Below are 23,296 nucleotides of genomic sequence, written 5' to 3'. Positions count from 1 at the left end.
TCAAGTAGTTTTATTTCTTGTCAGGGTATATTTCAAATAAACAAATCCAAATATTCCGGAAAGTACGGATGCGATAAGGATGGCAATTTTAGAAAAAACGATAACCTCGGGATCTTTAAAAGCCAGAAGCGTGATGAAAATCGACATTGTAAAACCAATTCCGCCTAACATTCCCGCGCCCAGAATATGCGCCCATTTTAGACTTTTGGGCAAAGCGCACAAACCAGCACTTACTCCAATCGAAGAAAAAAGTAAAATCCCTAATGGTTTTCCTATTACTAAACCTAAAATAATACCATATGTATTAGGATGATTTAGTCCCTGATGCCAGTCAGATTCTATAGCAATGCATGTATTCGCGATAGCAAATAGCGGTAAAATAACAAAAGCAACAGGTTTATGTAAAAAATGCTGCAGTTTATAGGAAGAAGATTGTTCTCCGCCATCTCCAAACGGAATTACAAATGCCAGAATAACACCCGTAATGGTAGCGTGAACTCCCGAATTAAGCATAAAATACCACATTACAATTCCTCCAATTAAATAAGGAATCAGGTTATGAATTTTCATTCGATTCAAAATAAACAAGAAAACCCATATTCCTAAAGCAATGGCAAGATTTACAAATGCAATTGAGGTGGTGTAAAATATAGCAATAACGATAATCGCTCCAAGATCATCGATAACCGCCAAAGCAGTTAAAAACACTTTTAATGACGCTGGAACTCTTTTTCCTAAAAGAGATAAAATCCCAATGGCAAACGCGATATCAGTCGCCATAGGAATTCCTGCTCCGTTTTGCGTTGCAGTTCCAAAATTTAAAGCCAGGAAAATAGCGGCAGGAACTAACATTCCGCCAAATGCTGCCATAATTGGTAATGAAGCATTTTTTATACTTGATAGTTCACCATGGTAGATTTCGCGTTCTAATTCCAGACCAATTAATAAAAAGAAAATGGTCATTAAACCATCGTTAATCCAATGTGTGATCGAATGCCCGCCTAAGTCTTTTTCCCAAAAGGCAATATATTCTGTTTGAAAAGAAGAATTGGCCAGGTAAAGAGATATAATCGTAACAAATAGTAAGAGTAATCCTCCTGATTTTTCGTTGTCAAAAAAGGCTTTAAAAGTCTTGGTTAGTTTCATTGTGGAGGGAGTTGTGTGAATTTAGAAAGATATATATTCAGCTAAAATCGCTGAGTCTTGTATTTTCAAAGTTAAAAAAAATCCTGCCAATAAAAAATTTTAAGCTTATTGTCTTCAATACATGCCTAGTTTGATTTTGTAAAATGCTTTTTTTAATAATCATTTTCTTTGCGATTTTGTGACTTTGCGAGATTAATATAAACTGTAAACTTAAATAAAGAATAAGCTGTATTTTTGCTTTATAAAATATAATACAATGAGCATAAAAATTCTGCATATCGATAGCAATAACCCAATTCTGTGGCAACAATTAGAAGATGCCGGTTTTGAAAACCACGCCGATTTTAAATCTTCTAAAGAAGAAATCGAAGCCAAAATTCAGGATTATAACGGAATCGTAATTCGTAGCCGTTTTAAAATTGATAAAACTTTTTTAGATAAAGCAATCAATTTGCAGTTTATTGCCAGAGTTGGCGCGGGTTTAGAAAGTATCGATTGTGATTATGCCGAAACAAAAGGAATACATTTAATTGCTGCTCCTGAAGGTAATCGCAACGCTGTTGCAGAACATTCATTGGGCGTAATTTTATCTTTATTTAATAATTTGAATCAGGCCGACGCCGAAATAAAAGCCGGACACTGGAATCGTGAAAGTAATCGTGGTCATGAACTTGACGGAAAAACCGTAGGGATTATTGGTTACGGAAACATGGGGAAAGCTTTCGCTAAAAAACTTCGCGGTTTTGAAGTAGATGTTATCTTTCATGATATTTTAGAAAATATTGGTGACGAAAATGCCCAACAAGTTTCGCTACAGGAATTACAGCAAAAAGCAGATGTTTTGAGTTTGCACCTTCCGTGGACTCCTGAAACGGATAAAATGGTAAATAGTGATTTTATAAATGCATTTGCAAAGCCGTTTTGGATCATAAATACTTCACGTGGTAAAAATATCGTTACGGCAGATTTGGTCGAAGCAATGAAGGCTAAAAAGATTTTGGGCGCAGGTCTGGATGTTTTAGAATATGAGAAATTATCTTTTGAAACCTTGTTTCAGGATAAAAATACTCCCGAAGCTTTTCAGTATTTATTAGAAGCTAAAAATGCTTTGCTGACGCCTCATATTGCAGGATGGACTTTTGAAAGTCATGAACGTTTGGCGCAGGTTATTGTCGATAAAATTAAGGCAGTGTATTCAAAGTAAGTTGAGCAAAAGAGAGCTCACAAGCCTTGTGCTATTTTTAGAGTTTTATAACGAGTTTTTTCTGTACAATTTTCAGGTGATTATTAGTTTTTAAAGTTAATTTTTAATAATATTGTTTCTAAATAAGGAGTAGCCGAAAATCCCAAGAGTAGGAACTAACCAATTAATTTTAATAAATAAAATGGAAAACAATTTTCAAGAGACGTCTAATGATTTTAATGAGCAAATTCCGGTATTCAAAGTAGATCCAATAATGGTATTGGTTTTTGGATTTTTAACTTGTGGATTATATTTAATTTATTGGAATATTAAAGTTGCAGAAGTTTTTAATGCTGTAGCTAAAAGAGAAGTTATTTCGCAGCCTATTGCAATTTTTGCAGGATGTTGTATGCCGGTAAATATTTATTTTTATTACTTAGCTGGTAAAGATGCATTGCCAAAAGTGTATGAAAAAACAGGTGAACTTCAAAAAGATCAGTCTACTTTATTAATTGTTTTAGGTCTTTTCTTTCCTATGGCAGCAGCAATGATTGTACAAGGTGATATCAACAGATTATACAAATAATAGCAGAGTAAAGCGTAAAGTTTACGGAATTATCGGTGCAGCAATTACACTGATAATTCCGTTTTTCTTAATGCTCAACAATCACAATGACCATTTAGAGACAGATCAGTCGTTTTGTCCTTTCAAGATGGTGACCGGATTTCCTTGTCCGGGTTGTGGTATAACAAAATCGCTAGTGTATTTCTATCAGGGAGATATTTATAAAAGCATTAGTTATCATATTTTAGGACCTTTTGTAATTGTATTTTGCTGGTTGACTATCATTATACTGATCACAGAAATTATTACCAAAAAAGAATATTTTACAGGTCTTTTATACAATCGAAAATTAGCCTATAATATGGCTTATTTTCTAGCCTTTTATCATTTGATACGATTAGTGTTATTTGTTAGGAATAATTCTTTTGATGATATATTACATCAGTCGATTTGGTTTTAAAATATTAAGTTCCCATTTGTGAAGGCAAATGGGATTTTTTTTGACTTACTGTGAACGCTAAGCTTTTGCCCTATAGCTCATCAAAATTTAAAAGGAAGTGATAAATTACTTTTTCATAATTTTTAGAGATAAGTTCGTGTAAACTGAAATTAAAAAGCATTATTTTAGTGTAAAATTAATAGTGTTTTCCAGATAAAAAACGTTGCTTAAGTGTAGTTTAATCTGGAAATAATAAATTGTAGAAACATGGGATTATTTAGTAGAAACAATAATAAAATTGAAAAACCGAAGGTTATTCTTGAACTAAGAAGTCCTGGCTGTCCAATAACTGCAATTGTAGAACAGGATAATAGAACTGCTTACTTTTATCTGTTTGGGGATAATGAAGATTTTGGTACAAAAAGCTGCTGGATTAGAAATTTAAATGCTGCGCCAAATGAAAAAGAGACAAAATTGATGGAAAAAGGTGTTTCTCCTATGTTAACCAAAGAGTTTTGCAAATTTCCGGAAGGACAGGAAGAACTCAATGCTAATACTCTGGAAATTGTTTGGCTGGAAGAAGGAGATGGAGCGGCGTTATTAGAAAACGGAGAAATTTTATGTATAATTCCTAGTTGGGGAGGTAATGGCGGGTTTTACGGATACGCTCGCGATTGTACTGGAATGGGCGATTTTGCCTGGGAAATTTCAGAAGATAATGAAATGCGTACGCGTGTTAAACGCTCAGCAGAATTTTTGAAATCATGGGATGAAGAAATGAATCCTTTTAGAATTCTGCAGCCAGAAATTTTAGATTATTACGATGAAATATTCGGTAAAAGTGAAAAATATTTTGCAATTGATAATGCAGAATGGCCCCCAAAAGGCCTTTATGTGAATCAAGGCGCAGAAAAAGCTGTTTTTGCAACTGTAGCAGTATCATTGCGACCACAGCCCAAAATAGAGATGTATTTTGAAAACACAAGTGATGTTAATAGAATTGAACTTGGAGTTATTCTACAGTCTGCATTGAACAACGACCAGGTAAATAAAATTGGGAGCTCTATAAGCGGGATGACAGCAATACCTTGGGATTTTGTTACTTTTTTAGCAGAAGGTCATACTGTAGAATTTCAAACTGGAGTTAATGAAAAATTTAATTTTGCCATACTTACCAATAGGCTCAAAGCGCTTCCAGAAGTTAAATTACCGGATTATAGAGGAACAAGAAGTACTTTTTTATGGATAGTTCCAATATCAAATAAAGAAAGAACCGAAATGATAGAATCCGGAGTTGAGGGTGTGCTAGATAAGCTAGATAATATTGGAGAAGAAATATTTAATTTAAACCGAGAAGAAGTTGTTTGAAATTAACAGCAATAAGCAAATAAAGAAAGGTATTTAAAATAAAAAAACTCATAAGCCTCGGCTTATGAGTTTTTTTATTTTGTATCCAATTTTGTAATTAATCTTCTTTCTCAGATAATTTACGCTCCAGTTCTATCTGAAACTCTTCGATAACAGGTTTCATAGTACTTTCTGGAATATCTGCAATTCTTATGTACATTAAACCATCTACGGCATTGTTGAACAAAGGATCGACATTAAAAGCGACAACGCGCGCATTTTGCTTGATGTATTTTTTAATTAAAACAGGTAAACGTAAATTTCCTGGTTCTAATTCATCAATGATTTTATCGAATTTGTTTAAGTCAGATTCTGCTTCATCAAAGATAAAATCTTTATCAGCGTCTTTTAGTTTTACCTTATATGCTTTCTTCGGGTGAATATACTGTGCAATATACGGATCATAATAATTCGACTTCATGAACTCAATCATCAGTGATTTCGAAAAGTCAGAGAATTGATTACTGATACTTACACCGCCCAATAAATATTTATGTTCAGGATAACGCAAAGTAGTATGAATAATACCTTTCCATAACAAGAACAATGGCATTGGTTTTTGCTGGTATTCCTTAATGATAAACGCACGACCCATTTCGATCGATTTGTGCATCATGTCGTGCAATTCAGGTTCGAATCTAAATAAATCATTCAAATAAAAACCTTCAATTCCGTACTTAGGGTAAATTTCAGAACCCAGTCCCATACGATAAGCACCTGCAATTTTTTTAGTGTCTTCATCCCATAAAAACATATGGTGATAATATTGGTCAAACTGATCTAAGTCGATAGATTCATTTGTTCCTTCGCCCACCTCACGAAAAGTGATTTCACGCAAACGGCCAATTTCGTGGAGAATGTTCGGGATAGATTTCGCTCTTGCAAAAAATACTTCGTAGTTTTTACTTTGCAATAAACGGCAATCACTATTTCTTAACATATTCACCTCGTCAATCATTTTTGACTCACTCGCGGGCGTTACGATTTTTTTAGGTGCTTTTGGTATTTTTAAACTCGCCGTGTCCAGTAATTTATGGTCCTTTTCGAAAGGATTGGCAAGCATATAAGTCTTCTTTCTTAAAAACTCCGAGTAATCTTCAAACGATTCAAACTCGTTTTGTTCGTTTACAGAAATTGGTTTTCCAATACGAACTTTAATTACACGGTCTTTCTGCGTAAGCAATTCCGATGGTAATTTTGCAGTTCGTAAAGTATCATCAATTTTAGAAAGCCAATAGAATAATCGGCTGTTTTTAGCATGAAAATAAATAGGTACAACCGGAACTTTGGCTTTTCTAATCAATTTTAGAGCGCCTTCTTCCCAGGGTTTATCTACAACTAATTTCCCGTCTCTGTAGGTTGAAACTTCCCCGGCAGGGAAAATCCCCAAAGGTTTTCCATCACTTAAATGACGCAACGTTTCTTTAATTCCCACTACGCTCGATTTAGCATCCTTATGATTCTCAAAAGGATTCACCGGCATGATGTATTTTTTAAGCGGAACAATTCGGTGTAATAAAAAGTTGGCAATGATCTTGAAATTTGGTTCTCTTTCGAGCATTAATTTCAATAGCAATATACCATCAATTCCTCCAAGCGGGTGATTTGAAATGGTAATATAAGCGCCATCTTTAGGTAAACGTTTTAAATCTTCTTCCGGAATTTCGAATTTAATTTGCAATTCATCCAATACTCCGTTCAAAAACGCAACGTCTTCTAAATGTTTATTATGATCGTAAATTTTATTAAGGGTAGAAATTTTAAGGACCTTCATAAGAATCCAGCCTGAAAAAGTACCAAGAACTCCGTACTTTTCAACATTTATTGCCTTTGCAACTTCTTTCGCGGTAACTAAACCCATGTACTATTTTTAATTTATTAGAGCAGCGAACAAAGATAACAAAAAAGTCTACTTTTCGTTGTTTCAAACACAAACTTTCCACTTTTTTATTACATTTGAAATCCAAAAAAAACACTAATGAAAATTATTTCTTATAATGTAAACGGAATACGTGCCGCAATAACTAAAGGCTTCATCGAATGGTTGCAACAGGCTAATCCTGATGTTATTTGTCTTCAGGAAATAAAAGCAACCGAAGAACAAATTCCCGTAAACGATATTACTGCTGCAGGTTACCCATATCAATATTATTATCCGGCTACCAAAAAAGGGTATAGCGGAGTGGCTATTTTATCTAAAATAAAACCCAATAATGTGGTTTACGGAACCGGCATTCAGCACATGGATTTTGAAGGACGTAACCTTCGTGCCGATTTTGACGATTGTTCAGTAATGAGTTTGTACCTTCCGTCTGGAACCAATATTGAGAGATTAGACCATAAATTTATGTTTATGGATGACTTTCAAACTTATATTAACGAGCTAAAGCTAACAATACCTAATTTAATTATTTGTGGCGATTATAATATTTGCCACGAAGCCATCGATATTCATGATCCCGTTCGTAACAAAACTGTTTCAGGATTTTTACCTGAAGAACGCGCCTGGCTTGATGGCTTTATGAAATCAGGTTTTGTTGATAGTTTCCGTCATTTCAATAAAGATCCGCATCATTATTCATGGTGGAGTTACCGCGCCGGAGCCAGAGGAAATAACAAAGGCTGGCGTATCGATTACAATTTGGTAAGCGATTCTTTGCAACACAGATTAAAACGTGCCGTAATTCTTCCAGATGCAGTACATTCAGATCACTGCCCGGTTTTAGTCGAAATCGAGTAAAGTTTGGTACTGTTCTTGTTGAGAGAATAGCGAGTTTAGGGACGAGCATTATTTAGCTATTTTGCAATTTGAAATTTATCCCGAGGCTTCTGGATTGGAATTTTAATTTTAAGGAGCTATTTCCTGCTGTCCACTATATTTTTGTGGTGAACCTCACCACAAAAGGATGGCGTTCCCATCAGGGCTAGGGCTCTCCGTAAAACAAGAAATTTTGAATTATTAATGCGCCCCAACAATAAAAACCAAAAAGTAATATGATTAAAAAGGCCTCCATCGGACTAATAGTTGTAGCTATGTCTATGACTTCATGCGTATCCAAGAAAATTTACAACGATCTTGAAACAAAATATTCAGATCTTAAAAAAGAAAACCGTTCAATCGCTGATCAAAATGCCGATTTACAAAAAGCAAAAAACGAATTAGAATTAGAACGTGATAAACTAACAAAAGATCTGGCCAGCACAAAAGATGATCTTGCCAAACAAAAAGCAGATCTTGCCGCAGCACAAAACAAATTCAAAGTTTTGCAGGATTCATACAACGCACTAGAGAAAAACAGCAACGATGCATTAGAGAAAAACATGGCTAAAAACCGTGAATTGCTGGCACAATTAGAAGCAAAATCAAAAAAACTAGCCGAAGAACAAGCAAGTCTGGATAAAACAGCAAGTCGCTTAAACGAACTTGAAGCTATGATTGCAGCTAAAGAAGCAGCAATGAAAAAACTAAAAGAAACTTTGTCTAAAGCCTTAAATGGTTTTGAAGGTAAAGGTCTTACAGTAGAACAAAAAAACGGAAAAGTATATGTTTCTATGGAAAACAAATTGCTTTTCAATTCAGGAAGCTGGGCCGTTGGAACCGAAGGTAGAAAAGCCGTTGTAGAATTAGGAAAAGTATTAGGAGACAATCCTGATCTTTCGGTTCTTATCGAAGGTCATACTGATGATGATCCGTATGCAGGTTCTGGACCAATTGCAAACAACTGGGATTTATCTACAAAAAGAGCTACAGCAATTGTAAATATTTTAAGTGAAAACGCTAAAATCAATAAACAAAAACTAACAGCAGCAGGTCGTAGCGAGTTTTCTCCGCTAGCGAGTAATGCTACCCCGGAAGGAAAAGCTAAAAACCGCAGAATCGAAATCATCCTAACACCAAGATTAGATGAAATCGCTGAGATGTTGAATAGTATTAATTAAGTTGCTAAGTCTCTGAGAGGCTAAGTTGCTAAGTTTTTTTAAAGATTAAAAAGGTTCAAAGTTTTACTTTGGGCCTTTTTTGTTTTCTAGTATTTCTTGCAAGGTTTTGAAAACCTTGTAAGAAATGAAAAATAGATTATTCATTTTATATAATGTAGTCCCTAACGGGACAAATATTCGTTTGTATTATTTTTTCTACCAATATTTAATCTCTTCGAGATATTTTTAAGGCTTAAAATGTTTTGGTTTTGTCGCAATTTGTCTTAAAGAAAAATAATTTTAAGAATACTCCGTTAGGAGTTAGATGTTGGTAGTAGAAGAGAAGAATCGTCTAAATGATTGTCCCGTTAGGGACTATATTTATAGAAGAAATAAAAGTAAAAGTTATGAGATGTTTAACAAAGAAAGATATGATATTTGTTGATCCAAATCTTGTTGAAAAGAATAATTTATTATGGGTAGAATATCATCAAAAAGTAGAATTGGGTTTGGAAGATATAAAACACAATAGGATAATTTCGAAAGAAGATTTAGAGAAAGAAATGCTAGATTGGGATAATGATTAGATGGAATTCATATTCTTATCCTTTTTTTAACTTTTGTACAATTTTCATTTGAAAAATCCCGTCGTATCTTTGAGTTTTATAATTCAAAAGCTGTAAACTTAGAATCTTAGTCACTCAGCAACTTAGAAACTCAAAAGAAATGAAGTATACCACACTACCCAACACCGACATAAAAGTTAGTAAAATAAACCTCGGAACAATGACTTTCGGGCAGCAAAACACCGAAGCAGAAGGACATCAACAAATGGATTATGCACTCGAAAGAGGTATTAATTTTTTTGATACTGCCGAGATGTATTCGGTTCCTGCAAACGAAGCCACTTACGGAAGTACCGAGAAAATCATAGGAACCTGGTTCAAGAAAACCGGAAATCGCGAAAAAGTGGTTTTGGCCTCTAAAATTGCGGGACCAAACCCTAATTTTACCTACATGCGTGAGAAAGTAGATTTCTCTCCGGAAAGCATTAAATATGCTTTAGAAAATAGTTTAACACGTCTTCAGACAGATTATATCGATTTGTACCAAATGCATTGGCCGGAAAGACCAACAAATTATTTTGGACAACGCGGTTTTAAAGATCACGATGCCGAATGGGAAGATAATTTTAGAGAAATTCTGGAAACTTTTAACGGATTAATCAAAGAAGGTAAAATCAAACACATTGGGGTTTCTAACGAAAATGCGTGGGGAATGATGCGTTTTCTGGAAGAAAGCAAATATCAAGACCTGCCAAGAATCAAAACCGTTCAAAATCCGTATAACTTATTGAATCGTCTTTTTGAAGTAGGTTCTGCCGAAATTTCTAAATACGAAAATGTAGGTTTACTGGCATATTCTCCTTTAGCTTTTGGAGTTTTAACGGGTAAATTTTTAACCGGAGAAGCACATCCAAATGCGAGAATCAATCTTTTCCCGCAATACACGCGTTATAATAGTGATCAATGTACCCAAGCAACAAGATTGTATCAGGAAATTGCAAAAAAACACGGCCTGACATTGACAGAACTGGCAATGGGATTTGTTTTGCAACAACCGTTTTTAACCAGTGCGATTATTGGTGCGACGACAATGGAACAACTAAAAGAAAATATCGACACTATAGATGTGTTCTTGTCAAAAGAAATTTTAACCGAGATTGCTGCAGTTCAGGCGATAATTCCTGATCCGGCTCCTTAATTAGAGTTTTTAGATTAAACACAAATTCCACTAATAAACACAGAGCAATCCGTGAGAATTAGTGGAATTCGTGTTTAAATTCTATTTTCTTATAAATTCAAATTCTGATCTTTAGGATATCTGACTTTATAACTAATTCTGAATTTCTTGTTTTCATTTGGTTTCAGCTGCAATTGCCAAGTTATTATTCCGGTTTCGGCATTTACTTTTGCACCGTCGGTTTGCAATAATTCTACCTCAATTTCTTTGTTGGTACTTAATGGGTATTGATCTTTCAATAACAATTCGACCGCTTCTTTTTTATTGTTTCTCACGGTAATATCAAAAGTAAAAGTTTGTTCTTTTTTAGTAGATAAAAACTTAGTTCCTGATTTATCAGCGACTTTTTCGCGTTTTATCGAAACCTTTTTATCACGCCCCATGCTCAGATTCAAAGTATCACTGGTTTGATTAGGTTCTATGAAAGTTTTACCAACATACATCCCTTCAAAAATAATATTAGCTTCACCTCTTAGTAAATTATACTTACTGTAATCTGCAATTTCGGCCAACAAAAATGCTTCATTCTCTACTCGTGGAACTGCATAATATTTATAAGTTGCAGGTAATTTAATTTCTTTTAATGAAACACTGTGTATTTTTCCATTCGATAAAATATCATAGGGGATATCAATATCAAACGAAACATTCAGTTGGTTTTCTGCAACAGTAGTATAATTAGAAACTGATGATTCCATCATTACAGTAGCAGCCATATCCATAGATTTTTCTGCTTCTCTTGAAACTTTTGCAATACTTCCCTGAATCTGATTTCTTTTGCTCAATCCATAAGCAGTAGTAGTCACTTCCCCATAGGTTTGATTGGCTAAAAACCAAGAACTTAATATTGGTGCCTGATTATTTTGATTAGGCTGTCCGCTTGATAAAGTCAGTTTTACTTTTTTCCAGTCAATACCCGTGTTCTGAACCACTTGTGCTTTGTACATCATATTAATTGGCGATGTAACGCTTTCGGCACGCAAATCATAAAAAGGTGTCCAGGTTGCATTATCCGTTAGATAAGAAATGTCGAACGGAATTACTCCGGCAGTTTGATTCATCACCTGTAAGATTAGTTTTCCTGATGATGTTTTCTCTTCTTTATTTGCGTTTATTTCCAGCTTATTATTCAATTTTCGAAGCGTTTCATTCAGCTTTGTCTGTTTCTCTGTAAGAGTATTGATATTGTTGGCAATCTCAATTTGCTTGTTTTTATAATAATCAACCATTTTCATTAATTCGGTTACGTTCAAACCTGAGTTTACTCCCGAAATCTGTTGGTTTTTATCTAAAAGCTGGATCGTTTTGTTTTCTGAATTAATCGTATTATGCACTTTCTGAATTTCCTTCTGAACCAAAACGATACTGTCCCTTACTATTTTTAGTGCAGGCGATTTAGAATCGGCTTCATATTCTGAAATATAATTGTTGGTAAACTGAACCGAAAGAACTGTTACGTTTGATGGCGCACCAATTTGCACAGAATTTTCATTTAAATTCACCGCTACGTTTTTGATTACAATTTCGCTCGCACCAGCCGGAAGTGTTGCAGTTGCAGTTTGAGATAATTCGGCGGCATTAAAATATACTGTTGCTGATTTTACTTTGGCAGTAGTAAAAATTGGCTTTTGTGCCAATACAAACGTGCTTATTAGCAATAAGAGCAATGTGGCTTGTTTTTTAATCATGAGTTTATAATTTAAAGTGTTATTATAAAATTATAGATAACAAAAATGGCCCTAAGGTTGGTTTAACTTAATAATAAATTACTAAAATGATTTTCTTTTTAGAATTATCAATCTTTTTTTCGATGATCCTAAAAAACTTTTCATTTACCATTGGGCATCCCAAACTGTTACAAATAGGATTAATTTGCTCGTCAAACGGAACGTCAATATATTTGTGAAGTACTATATTGCGGTCGAAAGCATTGCTATTGGTTTGGTCTAAACCATATAATTTATAGGCTTTGCCAAATCTTCCCGAATAGGAACCGCCAATGGCATATTTGCCTAAAGAGCTGCAATTCGAATTCTTTACATTGCTAAATTTCAATTTTCCCGGAGTTCCTGTTTCTGATCCGGAACCATGTCCGACCAGACCTTTATCGAGTAGTTTGTTGTGTTTTAAATCGTAAATAAAAAACCGGTTTTTTCCAGATTCAATCTTCATGTCTAAAAAGAAAACAACATCTGAATTGTATTTAGGCGTTTTCCCCAAAAAACTCCTGATTTCAGTGATCTCACTTTTTAGCTTCTCTTCGTAGGAGTAAACCGGTTTTGAACTTTTAATACTTATCGATTCTTCTTTCTTGTTCATACATGCAAAACTCAGACCAAAAATGCTGGACAGCAGCAAAAGGAAAATTTTCTTTTTCATGATTACCGATTGATTTTATTTCTCCACTGTATAACCTTTTACTTTTGCAAAGCCCACGATCGATGTGTTGATGGCATTTCCCAAATCATCTTGTTTCTTGGTTTTTTTAGTTTCGGCATCAATAAACTGCTGACGTTTTTTGCCCAATTCGCCAATTTCTTTCTGGATTGTAGCTCTCTCTTTCGTTTTTTGCTCGACAATTGTTTTGATCTCGGCTTCAGATTTATTCTGAAGTTCTTTTGGTAATTCTTCTTTTTTAATTTTAGAAATAGCCGTTTTGTCCTCTTTGACTTTGTCGACCAAATCCCAGCTTTCATTTTTATAAACCGCTTTTGATTTGCTCACCGCACGTTCAGCATAATTTGAGGCCGAAACTTTTTGTGCATTTTTATCCTGCGCTTCCTGATTCATTTTTTTAGCAGAACCTTTGGCCCCATAACTAATGTAGGTGTTGTTGATTTTTTCATTGCACTTTGTAATTTCATCATCATAAGGTGTGGCAATGTATCGTACAGATTCATTAGAATCAATATTAAAATATTTCCCTTTTCCGTAATCTGCACCATTTTTCCATAGTTCGCGTATGCCTTGAGTTTTATCTCCGCAATAAATAGTATTCACATAAATGCCATTTTTTAAAGCATCGCTAATAGCTTCTTTATAATTAATCCCGCCCTGATTGAATTCTTCATTTCCGGAAATATAAATCAGCTTCATATTGTTGTTGTCTTTCGCCCATTTCAATTTTTTGGTAGCGTCCTGAATAACAGCTCCGCAATATTCACTGCCTCCATTTGTACTTAGGGCAAACAGTTTTTCAGAAATCAAATCCAGATCTGTCGAAAGCGGCGCTATTTGTCTTATGTAATTCGATTTTTGAGATAATCCGTCATTTCCATATTCATATAATGCGATTTCGATATCAGGTGTTTTTCCGTCATATTTTAAAGTGGTCAGCGTATTTACAATGTTCCAAAGCCTGGATTTTGCCTGGTCTATCAAACCATCCATACTGCCCGAGGTGTCCAGTAAAAGCGCTACCTGTATCTTGGTGTTTTCTGTTACTACTGGTTTTTCGATTACAGTATTCTTTTTAGAATTTGCATTCGAAGAAGTAAAACTTACCAAAGAGATTGTAGTGACCAAAAGTGCTGAGATAAATAGATTTGATTTCATGATTTCGAGTTTTTAATTGTTGATTACAGATCAAATTTAAAAACTTAAAGACCTCATTTTTTACAGAAAGGGTGAAACGGTATTTTGACTTGGTGAAATGATGCTGTGCAATTAGTTTTGTTTCGTTGTATTGATATTCAGGTTTTTTAAATCACCGTTTGGAGTCACCAGAATAAATTCTTTGTCTGTTTTTAAAACCGGTTTCTTTTCTCTGTTAATCGCAATTTTAATTTCATATTGTATTTGAATAACAGGTTCTAAAACAGTTGAATTAATTACAAAATCAAAATCTTTATTAAGTACCGGCTGGCAATAAAGTGTAACCGATTTGTTGATTTGATTAATGTTTGCCTTTTTTAAGTTTAAAGAAGAACTATTGTAGGCTTCATACGATTTATACATTTCTACGGGTACGTTTATAATGAAATCATCAGTGATTTTTTTCTCAGCATTTGTAAATGTTTCTCCCAGCAATTCCTGATAGTTTTTTAATTTTTCCTGAATAAGAAGTTTTGCTTTGTTTGTCATTTCTTTTTTGAGGGTTTCTAATGCATTCGAGAAATAATCAACCCGTACCAAATCGTATATTTCATAATTGGATAAAATCGAAATAAATTCATTAAGCTGAGCAGGATCAGCGAATTTTATATGAATGTTTTTCTTGAGTTCAAATCCTGCGGGAACTTCATTATAAGTCTTTCGATTAAACACTTTTTTCTCTGTTTCGTATTGGTAAACCGGAACAAAAGAAATCATGTCGACAAAAGTTTCAACTCCTTTTTTAAGTTTAATTTCGTTTAATGACTGCGTAATTCTTTGGTCCATTAATTCATTCACTTCCTTAGTTGTTTTGCCGGTTTGAGTAATGCTAAAAATTGCCGTATAGGCGTCTGCCTTAACATTTGCAAGCCCTTTTACACTTACAATAATATCGGTATTTGAAGGAAAATTTATATCAATCGCATTGTTGTTATAAGATTGCTGATGTTGATAATTGATATTTCCGGAAGCCTGTGCCATTATAAAGGAAGAAAATAGTGTTGTTAAGAATGTAAAGAATAGTTTTTTCATGATTATAGTTTTTAAATTGATAATCAAATGTATTGATCGAAAAAACGTATTTTTGGAAGAATGGGTCAACGGGTCTTTTGACTTGGTGAAAAATATAGGATAGGAATTTGAAATTAAGTTACTTTACATTTTCAAAACAACTTATTTGTGAAACGTCATTGGTTAATTATTTTTAGTATGCTTTATGCAGTGCTATTGTTTCCGCAACAAACAATAGCGCAGGAAATTCCTGTGCCTAAAGCCGAAAAAAGCAAGCAGGTCAAAATCAGTAAGGCGGCAGAAGATTTATCTGTTTCATTGGATGAAAATAATGAATCGAAAATTGCCGTGAATTATGAAAAATTGGCCAACGAATTTTTGAATAATGGTGATAATGCCAAAGCCGAGGAATATTTTAAGAGGGCATTAAACAGTTACACCAAATTAAAAAGGACTGAAGATAAAATCCGTGTAACGCGTAGTTTGGCCAAAGTACAGGAAAGTCAAAAAAACTTTAACTCAGCCATTAAAAATTACGAAGTTGCAGGTGCATTAGCAAAAGATGTTTCTGAAGAAAAGATCAACTTAAACGATGCCAACCGACTTAAAAATCAGTCAAATCCTGCCAGTCAGACCAATTATGTAGATTCTAATATTGAATTGCTGAAAAAGGAAAAGAAAAGTCAGGAAGTTACAGAAGCATATGTTCAGAAAGCTCAAAATTCATTAGACCTAAAAGATAAAAGTGTTGCAATAGAAAGCTATAAAAATGCACTCGTTTACGCAAAAGACAAACCGGAATCTGTAATTAAAATTAAGAATGAAATTGCCAATGTTTACGCCTCAGACAATCAGTTTGAAAAAGCAATTGGAATCAATCAAAAACTATTGGCAGAAGCCGTAACCAAACAAGACTTTAATACTCAGATCAAGCAATTGCAATCGCTGGCAACACTTTATTTTAAAAAAGAAGAACCAAAGAAAGCTTTAGTTTCATTGAAAGAAGCGTATGATTTAGCGTCTAAAAAAGGAAATTCGGCGGAAGCCAAAAATACTTTATCAGCCCTTGCAAAATATTATAAATCTAACGGAAATGAAAAAGAGAGTATGGCTCTTTATGAGCAATTCTTTCAAAATTTTGATGAGTTAATTCATTCTGATACGACTTTGATTAATGCAAAAACTTTTCAGGTTACAGAAGGTAAAATACGTCAGCTTGAAAAAGAAAAATCATTAAAAGATGAATTAATTACCAAGAAAAATACCTTCAATTATTTTCTTTTAGGATCAATTTTATTGCTTTTGCTCTTGTTCGCCTTTATTGTAAAAGCTTTGTATGCTATAAAAATCAAGAACAAAGAAATCGCTTTGCAATCGTTACGACGCGAGATGAATCCGCATTTTATTTTTAATAGTCTGAATAGTGTCAACCAGTTTATTTCTGAAAACAAAGAACTGGAAGCCAATAAATACCTGACTTCGTATTCGAACCTGATGCGGGATATGATGGAAAATTCGAACAAAGATTTTATTTCGCTGGATAAAGAAGTCGAGCAATTAAAAAAATACCTGGATCTGGAACATTTGCGTTTTCAGGATAAGTTTGATTTTGAAATTACTGTTGATGAAAAGCTGGATGCCGAGAGTGTTTTTGTACCCAATATGATTATTCAGCCTCATTTAGAAAATGCAATTTGGCACGGTTTACGTTATCTCGACAAAAAAGGTTTTCTACAGCTTCAATTTCAGTTTGTTGATGGTAAAGTTGTCGTAATTATTGATGATAACGGAATTGGTTTAGCCAAAAGCAAGGAACTGAAAACAAGCAACCAGAAAGTACATGAATCGCGTGGCCTTAATAATACCAATGAACGAATTGGGTTGCTGAATGAATTGTATAAAAAGAATATTACTTTTGAAATTAAAGAGAAAGCTTTGCCGGAATCCGGAACAATTGTTCAGATTGTTTTTCCATTAATTGATAAAATATGATGACATTTCAGAAGATAAAAAGTGTAATTGTCGAGGATGAATTGGCGGCGCGCGAAGTACTCAAAAATTATTTGAGTAAATATTGTCCGCAGGTTGAAGTTGTAGGTGAGGCGCAGAATATAAAAGAAGCTGTCCCTTTGCTGCATGAAATTCAGCCTCAATTGGTTTTTCTTGATGTCGAAATGCCTTTTGGGAACGCTTTTGATGTTCTTGAAGCGTGTAAAGATCTGCAATTCGAAACTATATTTGCCACAGCATTTTCTGAATATTCGCTAAAAGCATTAAACCAAAGTGCGGCCTATTATTTGCTAAAACCCATTAGTATCGAAGAATTGATTGTTGCGGTAAATAAAGTGCAGCATCAAATTATGAATCATGAGATTTTTAACAGAAATAAAATTATCGTTGAGAACTTTCATGAATCAAAACCAGAGAAACAACAGGTAATCTTACCAACGCTGGAAGGTTTTGAAGTGGTAAAAATGGAAGAAATAGTTCGCTTGCGCGGAAATGGAAATTTCACTGATTTGTATTTGAATAATGGAAACAAGAAAATGGTTTGCCGGTTTTTGAAACACTTTTCAGAAATTTTGCCTTTGCCTTTTATCCGGGTTCATAAATCTCATATCATTAATATGAATTGTGTGAAATCATACAATAAAGGCGGAATTGTAACGCTAAACGACGGAGCCGAAATCGAAGTGTCGCCTACTTATAAAGAAGATTTTCTAAAGAACTTTAAGTAGTTTTCTAACCGCAAAGTTCGCAAGGTTTTACGCAGAGTTCGCAAAGGTTTTTATTTCACAACTTAAAGAAATCTTAGCGCGCCTTGCGTAAAACCTTGCGGTTAAACAAATATTATAAGTCAAATTCTTCTTCTATCGACAGCGAATCGTTTTTAACCGCAGTTGAGTCAGGAGCTTTTATCCGTATTAAAGAACGTGCATTACCGGAAATATAAACCGGCAGCTGGCCTATTGTATCTTCAGGAACTAAAAGACCGCGACGAAACATTAAATTTTTTAAAAACTTCTGATTTTGCACAGCAAAGTCTTTCAGATTTCCCTGATCATTAAACTGATACATGAATTTTCTTGGCTTCGGAATAATAGTCGCCAGGTACAAACATTCATCTACATTTAAAGCCGATGGACTTTTTTGGAAATAGAAATGACTTGCTTCGCCAATTCCGTATACATTTGGTCCCCATTCGATGATGTTGAAATAGACTTCCAGCATTCTTTCTTTACTAACAACACGATTGTTCTCCAAAATATAAACCAATAGAATTTCTTCCAGTTTACGCGAAAGTGTTTTTTCTCTGGTTAAGAAAACATTTTTAATCAATTGCATACTAATAGTACTAGCACCGCGAGAGAATTTTTTGGTTCTGATATTCTTTAAAATAGATTGCTTGAAAGCTTCATTAATGAATCCGCGATGGGAGAAGAAAGAAGGATCTTCGGTCGTCAGGACACATTTTCTTAAATAAGGCGAAATCTGATCTAAAGGTGTATAATTAGGATTTGCATTTCCAACTAAAACCGGTCTTTGCAAAACATTCTGAATAATGGCGCGATAGACAAATTCACCGTTTAATTTGTTGAGATCGGCTTCACCATATTTGGTGATTTTTAGATCTTCTTTATTGAGTTTACTATCAAAAACTAAAGTATTCGGTTTGTTTTTATTGAATTTGAAATCCAGTTTGTAGTCGAAATTTCCCGTAGCTTCCATTCCCTGAAAGTGTGTAAACAATCCATCAGGCAATGAAACGATAAAATCCTGCGCTTTCATTTTTGGGATATCCACTTTCAACGTATAAATGGTATCTTTTTCGGTGCTGTAAGAAATATAAGGTTTCACTTTTATCTTGTTCAGTTGCATGGTCGAAGTGCTGTCGATCGAAATAAAATCATCTCCTAATAAAAAGCGATAATCAAAACGCGCATTTTTTATCACAACGTCTTTACTGGCAATTTTTGGGTGGTTGATTTTTAAATTGGCGATAGAAGTGTAACCTTCGATATGCAATTCGCTGCCGTCTTTTTCTATATTCTGAACATTTAATCGGATAGAATCGAAACTTGCTTTTAAATTATAACGTTCGTCTAAATACGGAACACGAATTGCTCCGGTATCAAGATTGAAAAAACGAATATCGGCTTTTTTATTTCTTGGATCAGTAAATCCTTTTATGTTCCAGCGCTGATCAAAATCTTTGCTTTGAACATGAAGATTGGTTTCGAGTTGTTTGTTGTCTAAAACGAGTTTATTTACTGCGACAGAGGTTTTTTTGCCATTATCATCAATTCTGAAATTCAGGTTTTCCAACTTCATATCTGTCGGAACCAGATTCAGTAATTTTGAAATAATGCGATAGGCAAAAGTGGCGTATTTTCTTTTTTCGTTTTTATCAGTGTCGGCTTTGTCTTTCTTTAAGAAAGCATCAAAATTGCGGACATTTCCTTTTTTTACTAATTGAATATAACCGTTGTTTACTTTTAAAGTTCCAATTTGTACATCACCAATTAGTAAATTAGATAAACTGATACTGGTTTCAATTTTTTCAATGTTACAAAGTGTATCGGCATTTTTAGGAACCAGAACAACATTGGTTAATTTAATACCATTTAAACCATCAAACGTAGCCGATTTTACAGAAAATGTACTGTTGTATTCGGTATTCATCTTAGTTTTTACTTTGGCGATAGCTTGTTTTAAAAGCGAATCACGAAAAAAGTAAAAGCCTAAAAAAAGCACTACCAATACTAATGCAAGTATTATAAGTGCCTTGTATATTTTTTGTTTTGGGAATTTCATAAATGGAGATTGGTATTCGAAATTTTTCGCTTTTCAAAGCTAGTGTAAATTTAAATTTAAATTTATCTGCTTATAAAGTTTTCCTTATAAATTTTCTATAATGTTCTAAAGGTTTGATTTTGTTGTTATTATGTTTTGTGTTTTTCTAGATAATAGAAGGAATTTATGGTTTAGCGTCAAAATTGAGAGAAGCCGTAAAGTTTTACAATTTACACAATATATATTTGCTTCATTAATAATATTAAAATCAAACCAATGAAAATCTTAAAAAAAATTATGTTTTTGTCTTTTGCTATTTGTGCAATGGTGTTGTCGTCATGCAGTAGTAATGATTCTGATGATGAAGGAACTCCGGAAAATCAAGAGGAATTTATCAAATTCACATACAATGGGAAAGTATACAATTTTGAGCCTGGCCTTATGTCGTCGTTAAACATGAATATTATGGGAAGTACGGGAATTGATGACACATACAAAAAAATTTCATTATGGACGCCTTTGAATGTTACCAAGGGAAGCCATGAGATCGTATATGATTTATCAAATATGGAGACTACTTATCAAGCGTCTTTTAGTTTTATGCCTGCAATAAAGAATGCTAATGCTAAATCTGGAAAAATAAATATTACCGCTGTTGATGATAAAAAAATTGAAGGCACATTTACTTTTTCGGGAACTTCAGGAGAACAGACATTTACTGTTACAGAAGGTAGCTTTAGAGTTTTAAGATAGTAGAAGTTGTTTTATAAAAAAATCTCGCTCATGTACATTCGTTAAATTGATGTTCGTGAGCGAGATTTTTTTTTAAAAATAGAATGTTGCGGTTTTATCCAAAAAGAATGCCCGCCACATCTTCAATTTTTGCTACAAGTTCAATCTTGATTCCGGTATTCTTTAAGGCAATTTTGTTGTACTTAGAGACAAAAATAGTGGTGAAACCTAATTTTTCGGCTTCCTGAATTCTTTGATCCACACGATTTACAGGACGAATTTCGCCCGAAAGTCCCACTTCGCCGGCAAAACAAAAGCCTTTTGTTACCGGAATATCTTCGTTTGATGATAAAATAGCAGCAACAACCGCAAGGTCAATTGCTGGATCATCAACAGAAATTCCGCCCGTTACATTCAGGAAAACGTCTTTTGCGCCTAAGCGAAATCCGGCTCTTTTTTCTAGAACCGCTAAAATCATGTTTAGTCTTTTGGCATTATAACCTGTTGTGCTTCGTTGTGGAGTTCCGTAAACTGCGGTACTTACCAGCGATTGTATTTCGATCATCAACGGTCGCATGCCTTCCATGGTAGTAGCAATCGCCGTTCCGGACATTTCTTCGTCTTTGTGCGAGATTAATATTTCTGATGGATTGCTGACTTCGCGTAAACCACTTCCTAACATTTCGTAAATTCCCAATTCGGCAGTAGAACCAAAACGGTTTTTTAGCGAACGTAAAATTCGATACACGTGATTTCGATCGCCTTCAAATTGTAAAACGGTATCGACCATATGCTCGAGGATTTTTGGTCCGGCAATGTTTCCGTCTTTTGTAATATGCCCGATTAAAATAACCGGAATATTGGTTTCTTTGGCAAACTTGATCAATTCGGCAGTAGTTTCTCTAATCTGAGAAATACTTCCGGCAGTCGATTCAATATAATCTGTATGCAAAGTCTGAATCGAGTCGATAATGACAATTTCAGGCTGAATAGCTTCAATTTGTTTGAAGATATTCTGCGTTTTGGTTTCTGTCAGGATATAGCAATTGTCACTATTTGGCGTGATTCTTTCAGCACGCATTTTTATTTGCTTCTGACTTTCCTCGCCCGAAACATATAAAGTTTTATAAGGTAATTTTAATGATATCTGAAGTAAAAGTGTACTTTTCCCAATTCCGGGTTCACCGCCCAAAAGTGTCAAAGATCCCGGAACAATTCCGCCACCCAAAACGCGGTTCAATTCGCCATCAGTAGTATCCATACGGATTTCCTGAGTCGAGTCGATCTCATTAATTTTTAAAGGGCGGGGAGCTTTTCCACTTGGTGTTGGTTCGCTTTTCCAGGCTACTTTTTCCTGCTTTTGAATGATTTCTTCAGCAATAGTATTCCATTCTTTGCAGGCATTGCATTGTCCTTGCCATTTGGCATATTGGGTACCGCAATTCTGGCAAAAAAAGGAAGTTTTAACTTTAGACATTATTTACTGGTTTTTTCAAGTGTTTTCATCTGGTCGATTTTCTCGTACATCAAATCTTTGTTTAAATCTCCAATTGGCTCCATTTGTGAAGCATTTTGATATTTTTTTGAAGCTCTTTTAGGATCTCCCATTTTTTCATACATCAAACCTAACTCGTATTCTCCTAACATGGCTTTTGGGTAATTTACATTTCCAATTTCGGCCATTTTACCTAATTCATCATAAGCATTCTTTTTCAGGATCAGGGTTTCTATAACTTTAAAGTCGCTCATTCTTACCGGAATCTGAACTCCTAAAACTTTAGACATTACGTTGTATTTGTTTTCCAGATAATCAGCATAACCTGTTTCAAGAACAGCAATTTTATTATTGTATTCCGCAGAATTGATTGGTCGGTATACTTCAAATATTTGGTATAATGCACTTGGAATAGCGTGCAAGACCTCAGTATAATGTGTTGTACCTTTAAATAAGTCGTACTTATAATTTACTAATGGATTATTAGCTATTTTAATATTGCTGTCTAATTTTTCTATCGGTTCTTTGATTTTTTTATTATCTCCGTCTGCGGCAGATACATAATAAAATAAAGGCTCTGTTATTTTAGAAAATTTCTCCGGTATTCTAACTTCCATTTTATTAGCCAGTTCAGGGCTAAAAGAAATGTACGCATTAAAAAGAGGTTTTTCTTTATACAAGTAGAAGTTGATAAAACTTGCCGTTACATCATGACCGGCAATAATTCTAAAAGGTGATGTGCGGTATTTTTTTTCGACATAAGGCACTAATTCGGCACCAATGAATTCAAAAAATTCGGCTCCTTTTTCAAAAGGAAGTCCAGTATTTTGATCCACTGTTGTGTCGTCTTCACGTTCGTCATTTTTATTTTGATGAACGCCAATAATAATTACTTCGGGTAAATCTCCCCAATAGGCACCATAACTTAAAGCTCCGGAGAAAGGATCAAATAAATAATCGCCATCTAACAGGTATAAAACAGGATATTTTTTTTCGGGATTGGCCTCGTAGGATTCTGGAAGTCCAATGGTTATTCTTCTTTCTACACCAAGTTTTTCAGATTTGATGTTGTCGAATGTTTTCTGCGAAAAAACAGAAAAAGAAATTAAGGTAAGCAGTAAGTAAACTTTTTTCATGATTTGGGCATTTCAGTGAATTAAAAAGTATTGAAATAGTGTAGCAATATAATACTTTATTTGCTTTTTTGTT

General features: G+C 34.3%; 20 protein-coding genes. 11 read left to right on the top strand and 9 right to left on the bottom strand.

What is annotated here, in order from left to right; all coding sequences use genetic code 11:
• The gene (nhaA, locus tag IRZ78_RS18595) at positions 1-1,146 is read right to left on the bottom strand and encodes a Na+/H+ antiporter NhaA (protein WP_194617948.1); all 1,146 of its coding nucleotides are present in this window, start codon (positions 1,144-1,146) and stop codon (positions 1-3) included.
• A gap of 256 nt (positions 1,147-1,402) precedes the next feature.
• On the opposite strand from nhaA, the gene IRZ78_RS18590 reads away from it, so the two are divergent.
• The 4 genes from IRZ78_RS18590 (at position 1,403) to IRZ78_RS18575 (ending at position 4,701) form a co-directional block, all read left to right on the top strand.
• Positions 1,403-2,350, top strand: a complete 948-nt coding sequence (locus IRZ78_RS18590; protein WP_194617947.1) for a 2-hydroxyacid dehydrogenase — start codon at positions 1,403-1,405, stop codon at positions 2,348-2,350.
• Between the two features lie 181 nt (positions 2,351-2,531).
• On the top strand, positions 2,532-2,915 hold the full coding sequence (locus tag IRZ78_RS18585; RefSeq protein WP_194617946.1) for a DUF4234 domain-containing protein: 384 nt from the start codon (positions 2,532-2,534) through the stop codon (positions 2,913-2,915).
• The gene (locus tag IRZ78_RS18580) at positions 2,890-3,354 is read left to right on the top strand and encodes a DUF2752 domain-containing protein (protein WP_194617945.1); all 465 of its coding nucleotides are present in this window, start codon (positions 2,890-2,892) and stop codon (positions 3,352-3,354) included. Before IRZ78_RS18585 ends, IRZ78_RS18580 begins: the two co-directional genes overlap by 26 nt.
• A gap of 246 nt (positions 3,355-3,600) precedes the next feature.
• Positions 3,601-4,701, top strand: a complete 1,101-nt coding sequence (locus IRZ78_RS18575; protein ID WP_194617944.1) for a suppressor of fused domain protein — start codon at positions 3,601-3,603, stop codon at positions 4,699-4,701.
• 97 nt (positions 4,702-4,798) lie between these two features.
• Here IRZ78_RS18575 and IRZ78_RS18570 read toward each other — a convergent pair whose 3' ends face one another.
• Positions 4,799-6,601: a lysophospholipid acyltransferase family protein gene (locus tag IRZ78_RS18570; protein WP_194617943.1), complete on the bottom strand. Its 1,803-nt coding sequence runs from the start codon at positions 6,599-6,601 to the stop codon at positions 4,799-4,801.
• A 117-nt stretch (positions 6,602-6,718) separates the two neighbouring features.
• Between IRZ78_RS18570 and IRZ78_RS18565 the strand changes: the two genes are divergently transcribed.
• The 4 genes from IRZ78_RS18565 to IRZ78_RS18550 all read left to right on the top strand — a co-directional run bounded on the left by IRZ78_RS18565 (position 6,719) and on the right by IRZ78_RS18550 (position 10,422).
• Entirely contained in the window at positions 6,719-7,480 is a 762-nt protein-coding gene (locus IRZ78_RS18565) for an exodeoxyribonuclease III (RefSeq protein WP_194617942.1), read from the top strand.
• A 254-nt stretch (positions 7,481-7,734) separates the two neighbouring features.
• Positions 7,735-8,679 carry an OmpA family protein gene (locus IRZ78_RS18560; protein ID WP_194617941.1) on the top strand — a complete coding sequence of 315 codons (945 nt, stop codon included), beginning with the start codon at positions 7,735-7,737 and terminating at the stop codon, positions 8,677-8,679.
• A gap of 335 nt (positions 8,680-9,014) precedes the next feature.
• A complete protein-coding gene (locus IRZ78_RS18555) occupies positions 9,015-9,245 on the top strand; it encodes a hypothetical protein (protein WP_194617940.1) in 231 nt (76 codons plus the stop codon).
• A gap of 139 nt (positions 9,246-9,384) precedes the next feature.
• Positions 9,385-10,422, top strand: coding sequence for an aldo/keto reductase (locus tag IRZ78_RS18550; RefSeq protein ID WP_194617939.1), 1,038 nt, complete (start codon positions 9,385-9,387; stop codon positions 10,420-10,422).
• Positions 10,423-10,511: 89 nt separating this feature from the next.
• On the opposite strand, the gene IRZ78_RS18545 is transcribed toward IRZ78_RS18550, so the two are convergent.
• The 4 genes from IRZ78_RS18545 to IRZ78_RS18530 all read right to left on the bottom strand — a co-directional run bounded on the left by IRZ78_RS18545 (position 10,512) and on the right by IRZ78_RS18530 (position 15,087).
• Positions 10,512-12,149: a DUF4139 domain-containing protein gene (locus tag IRZ78_RS18545; RefSeq protein WP_194617938.1), complete on the bottom strand. Its 1,638-nt coding sequence runs from the start codon at positions 12,147-12,149 to the stop codon at positions 10,512-10,514.
• Positions 12,150-12,216: 67 nt separating this feature from the next.
• Entirely contained in the window at positions 12,217-12,840 is a 624-nt protein-coding gene (locus IRZ78_RS18540; RefSeq protein ID WP_194617937.1) for a murein L,D-transpeptidase catalytic domain-containing protein, read from the bottom strand.
• A gap of 15 nt (positions 12,841-12,855) precedes the next feature.
• Positions 12,856-14,016 (bottom strand): vWA domain-containing protein, encoded by a 1,161-nt coding sequence (locus tag IRZ78_RS18535; RefSeq protein ID WP_194617936.1) that lies wholly within the window; start codon positions 14,014-14,016, stop codon positions 12,856-12,858.
• A gap of 111 nt (positions 14,017-14,127) precedes the next feature.
• A complete protein-coding gene (locus IRZ78_RS18530; protein ID WP_194617935.1) occupies positions 14,128-15,087 on the bottom strand; it encodes an SIMPL domain-containing protein in 960 nt (319 codons plus the stop codon).
• A gap of 147 nt (positions 15,088-15,234) precedes the next feature.
• Here IRZ78_RS18530 and IRZ78_RS18525 point away from each other — a divergent pair, with 147 nt between their 5' ends.
• Entirely contained in the window at positions 15,235-17,058 is a 1,824-nt protein-coding gene (locus tag IRZ78_RS18525) for a histidine kinase (RefSeq protein ID WP_194617934.1), read from the top strand.
• Complete coding sequence (locus IRZ78_RS18520) at positions 17,055-17,804, top strand: LytTR family DNA-binding domain-containing protein (protein WP_194617933.1); 750 nt, start codon at positions 17,055-17,057, stop codon at positions 17,802-17,804. Before IRZ78_RS18525 ends, IRZ78_RS18520 begins: the two co-directional genes overlap by 4 nt.
• Before the next feature lie 112 nt (positions 17,805-17,916).
• On the opposite strand, the gene IRZ78_RS18515 is transcribed toward IRZ78_RS18520, so the two are convergent.
• Positions 17,917-19,881: a biosynthetic peptidoglycan transglycosylase gene (locus tag IRZ78_RS18515; protein WP_194617932.1), complete on the bottom strand. Its 1,965-nt coding sequence runs from the start codon at positions 19,879-19,881 to the stop codon at positions 17,917-17,919.
• 255 nt (positions 19,882-20,136) lie between these two features.
• Between IRZ78_RS18515 and IRZ78_RS18510 the strand changes: the two genes are divergently transcribed.
• Positions 20,137-20,613: a DUF6252 family protein gene (locus IRZ78_RS18510; RefSeq protein ID WP_194617931.1), complete on the top strand. Its 477-nt coding sequence runs from the start codon at positions 20,137-20,139 to the stop codon at positions 20,611-20,613.
• Between the two features lie 94 nt (positions 20,614-20,707).
• Here the strand turns inward: IRZ78_RS18510 and radA are convergent, their stop codons facing one another.
• Together radA and IRZ78_RS18500 are read right to left on the bottom strand one after the other, a co-directional pair.
• Positions 20,708-22,069 (bottom strand): DNA repair protein RadA, encoded by a 1,362-nt coding sequence (gene radA, locus IRZ78_RS18505; protein ID WP_194617930.1) that lies wholly within the window; start codon positions 22,067-22,069, stop codon positions 20,708-20,710.
• The gene (locus IRZ78_RS18500) at positions 22,069-23,223 is read right to left on the bottom strand and encodes an alpha/beta hydrolase-fold protein (RefSeq protein ID WP_194617929.1); all 1,155 of its coding nucleotides are present in this window, start codon (positions 23,221-23,223) and stop codon (positions 22,069-22,071) included. The genes radA and IRZ78_RS18500 overlap by 1 nt, the downstream gene beginning before the upstream one ends.
• Between the last annotated feature and the right edge of the window lie 73 nt (positions 23,224-23,296).

Source organism: Flavobacterium sp. CSZ (assembly GCF_015350725.1).
GTDB lineage: Bacteria > Bacteroidota > Bacteroidia > Flavobacteriales > Flavobacteriaceae > Flavobacterium.
This window is presented reverse-complemented; position numbering and strand designations above follow the sequence as displayed.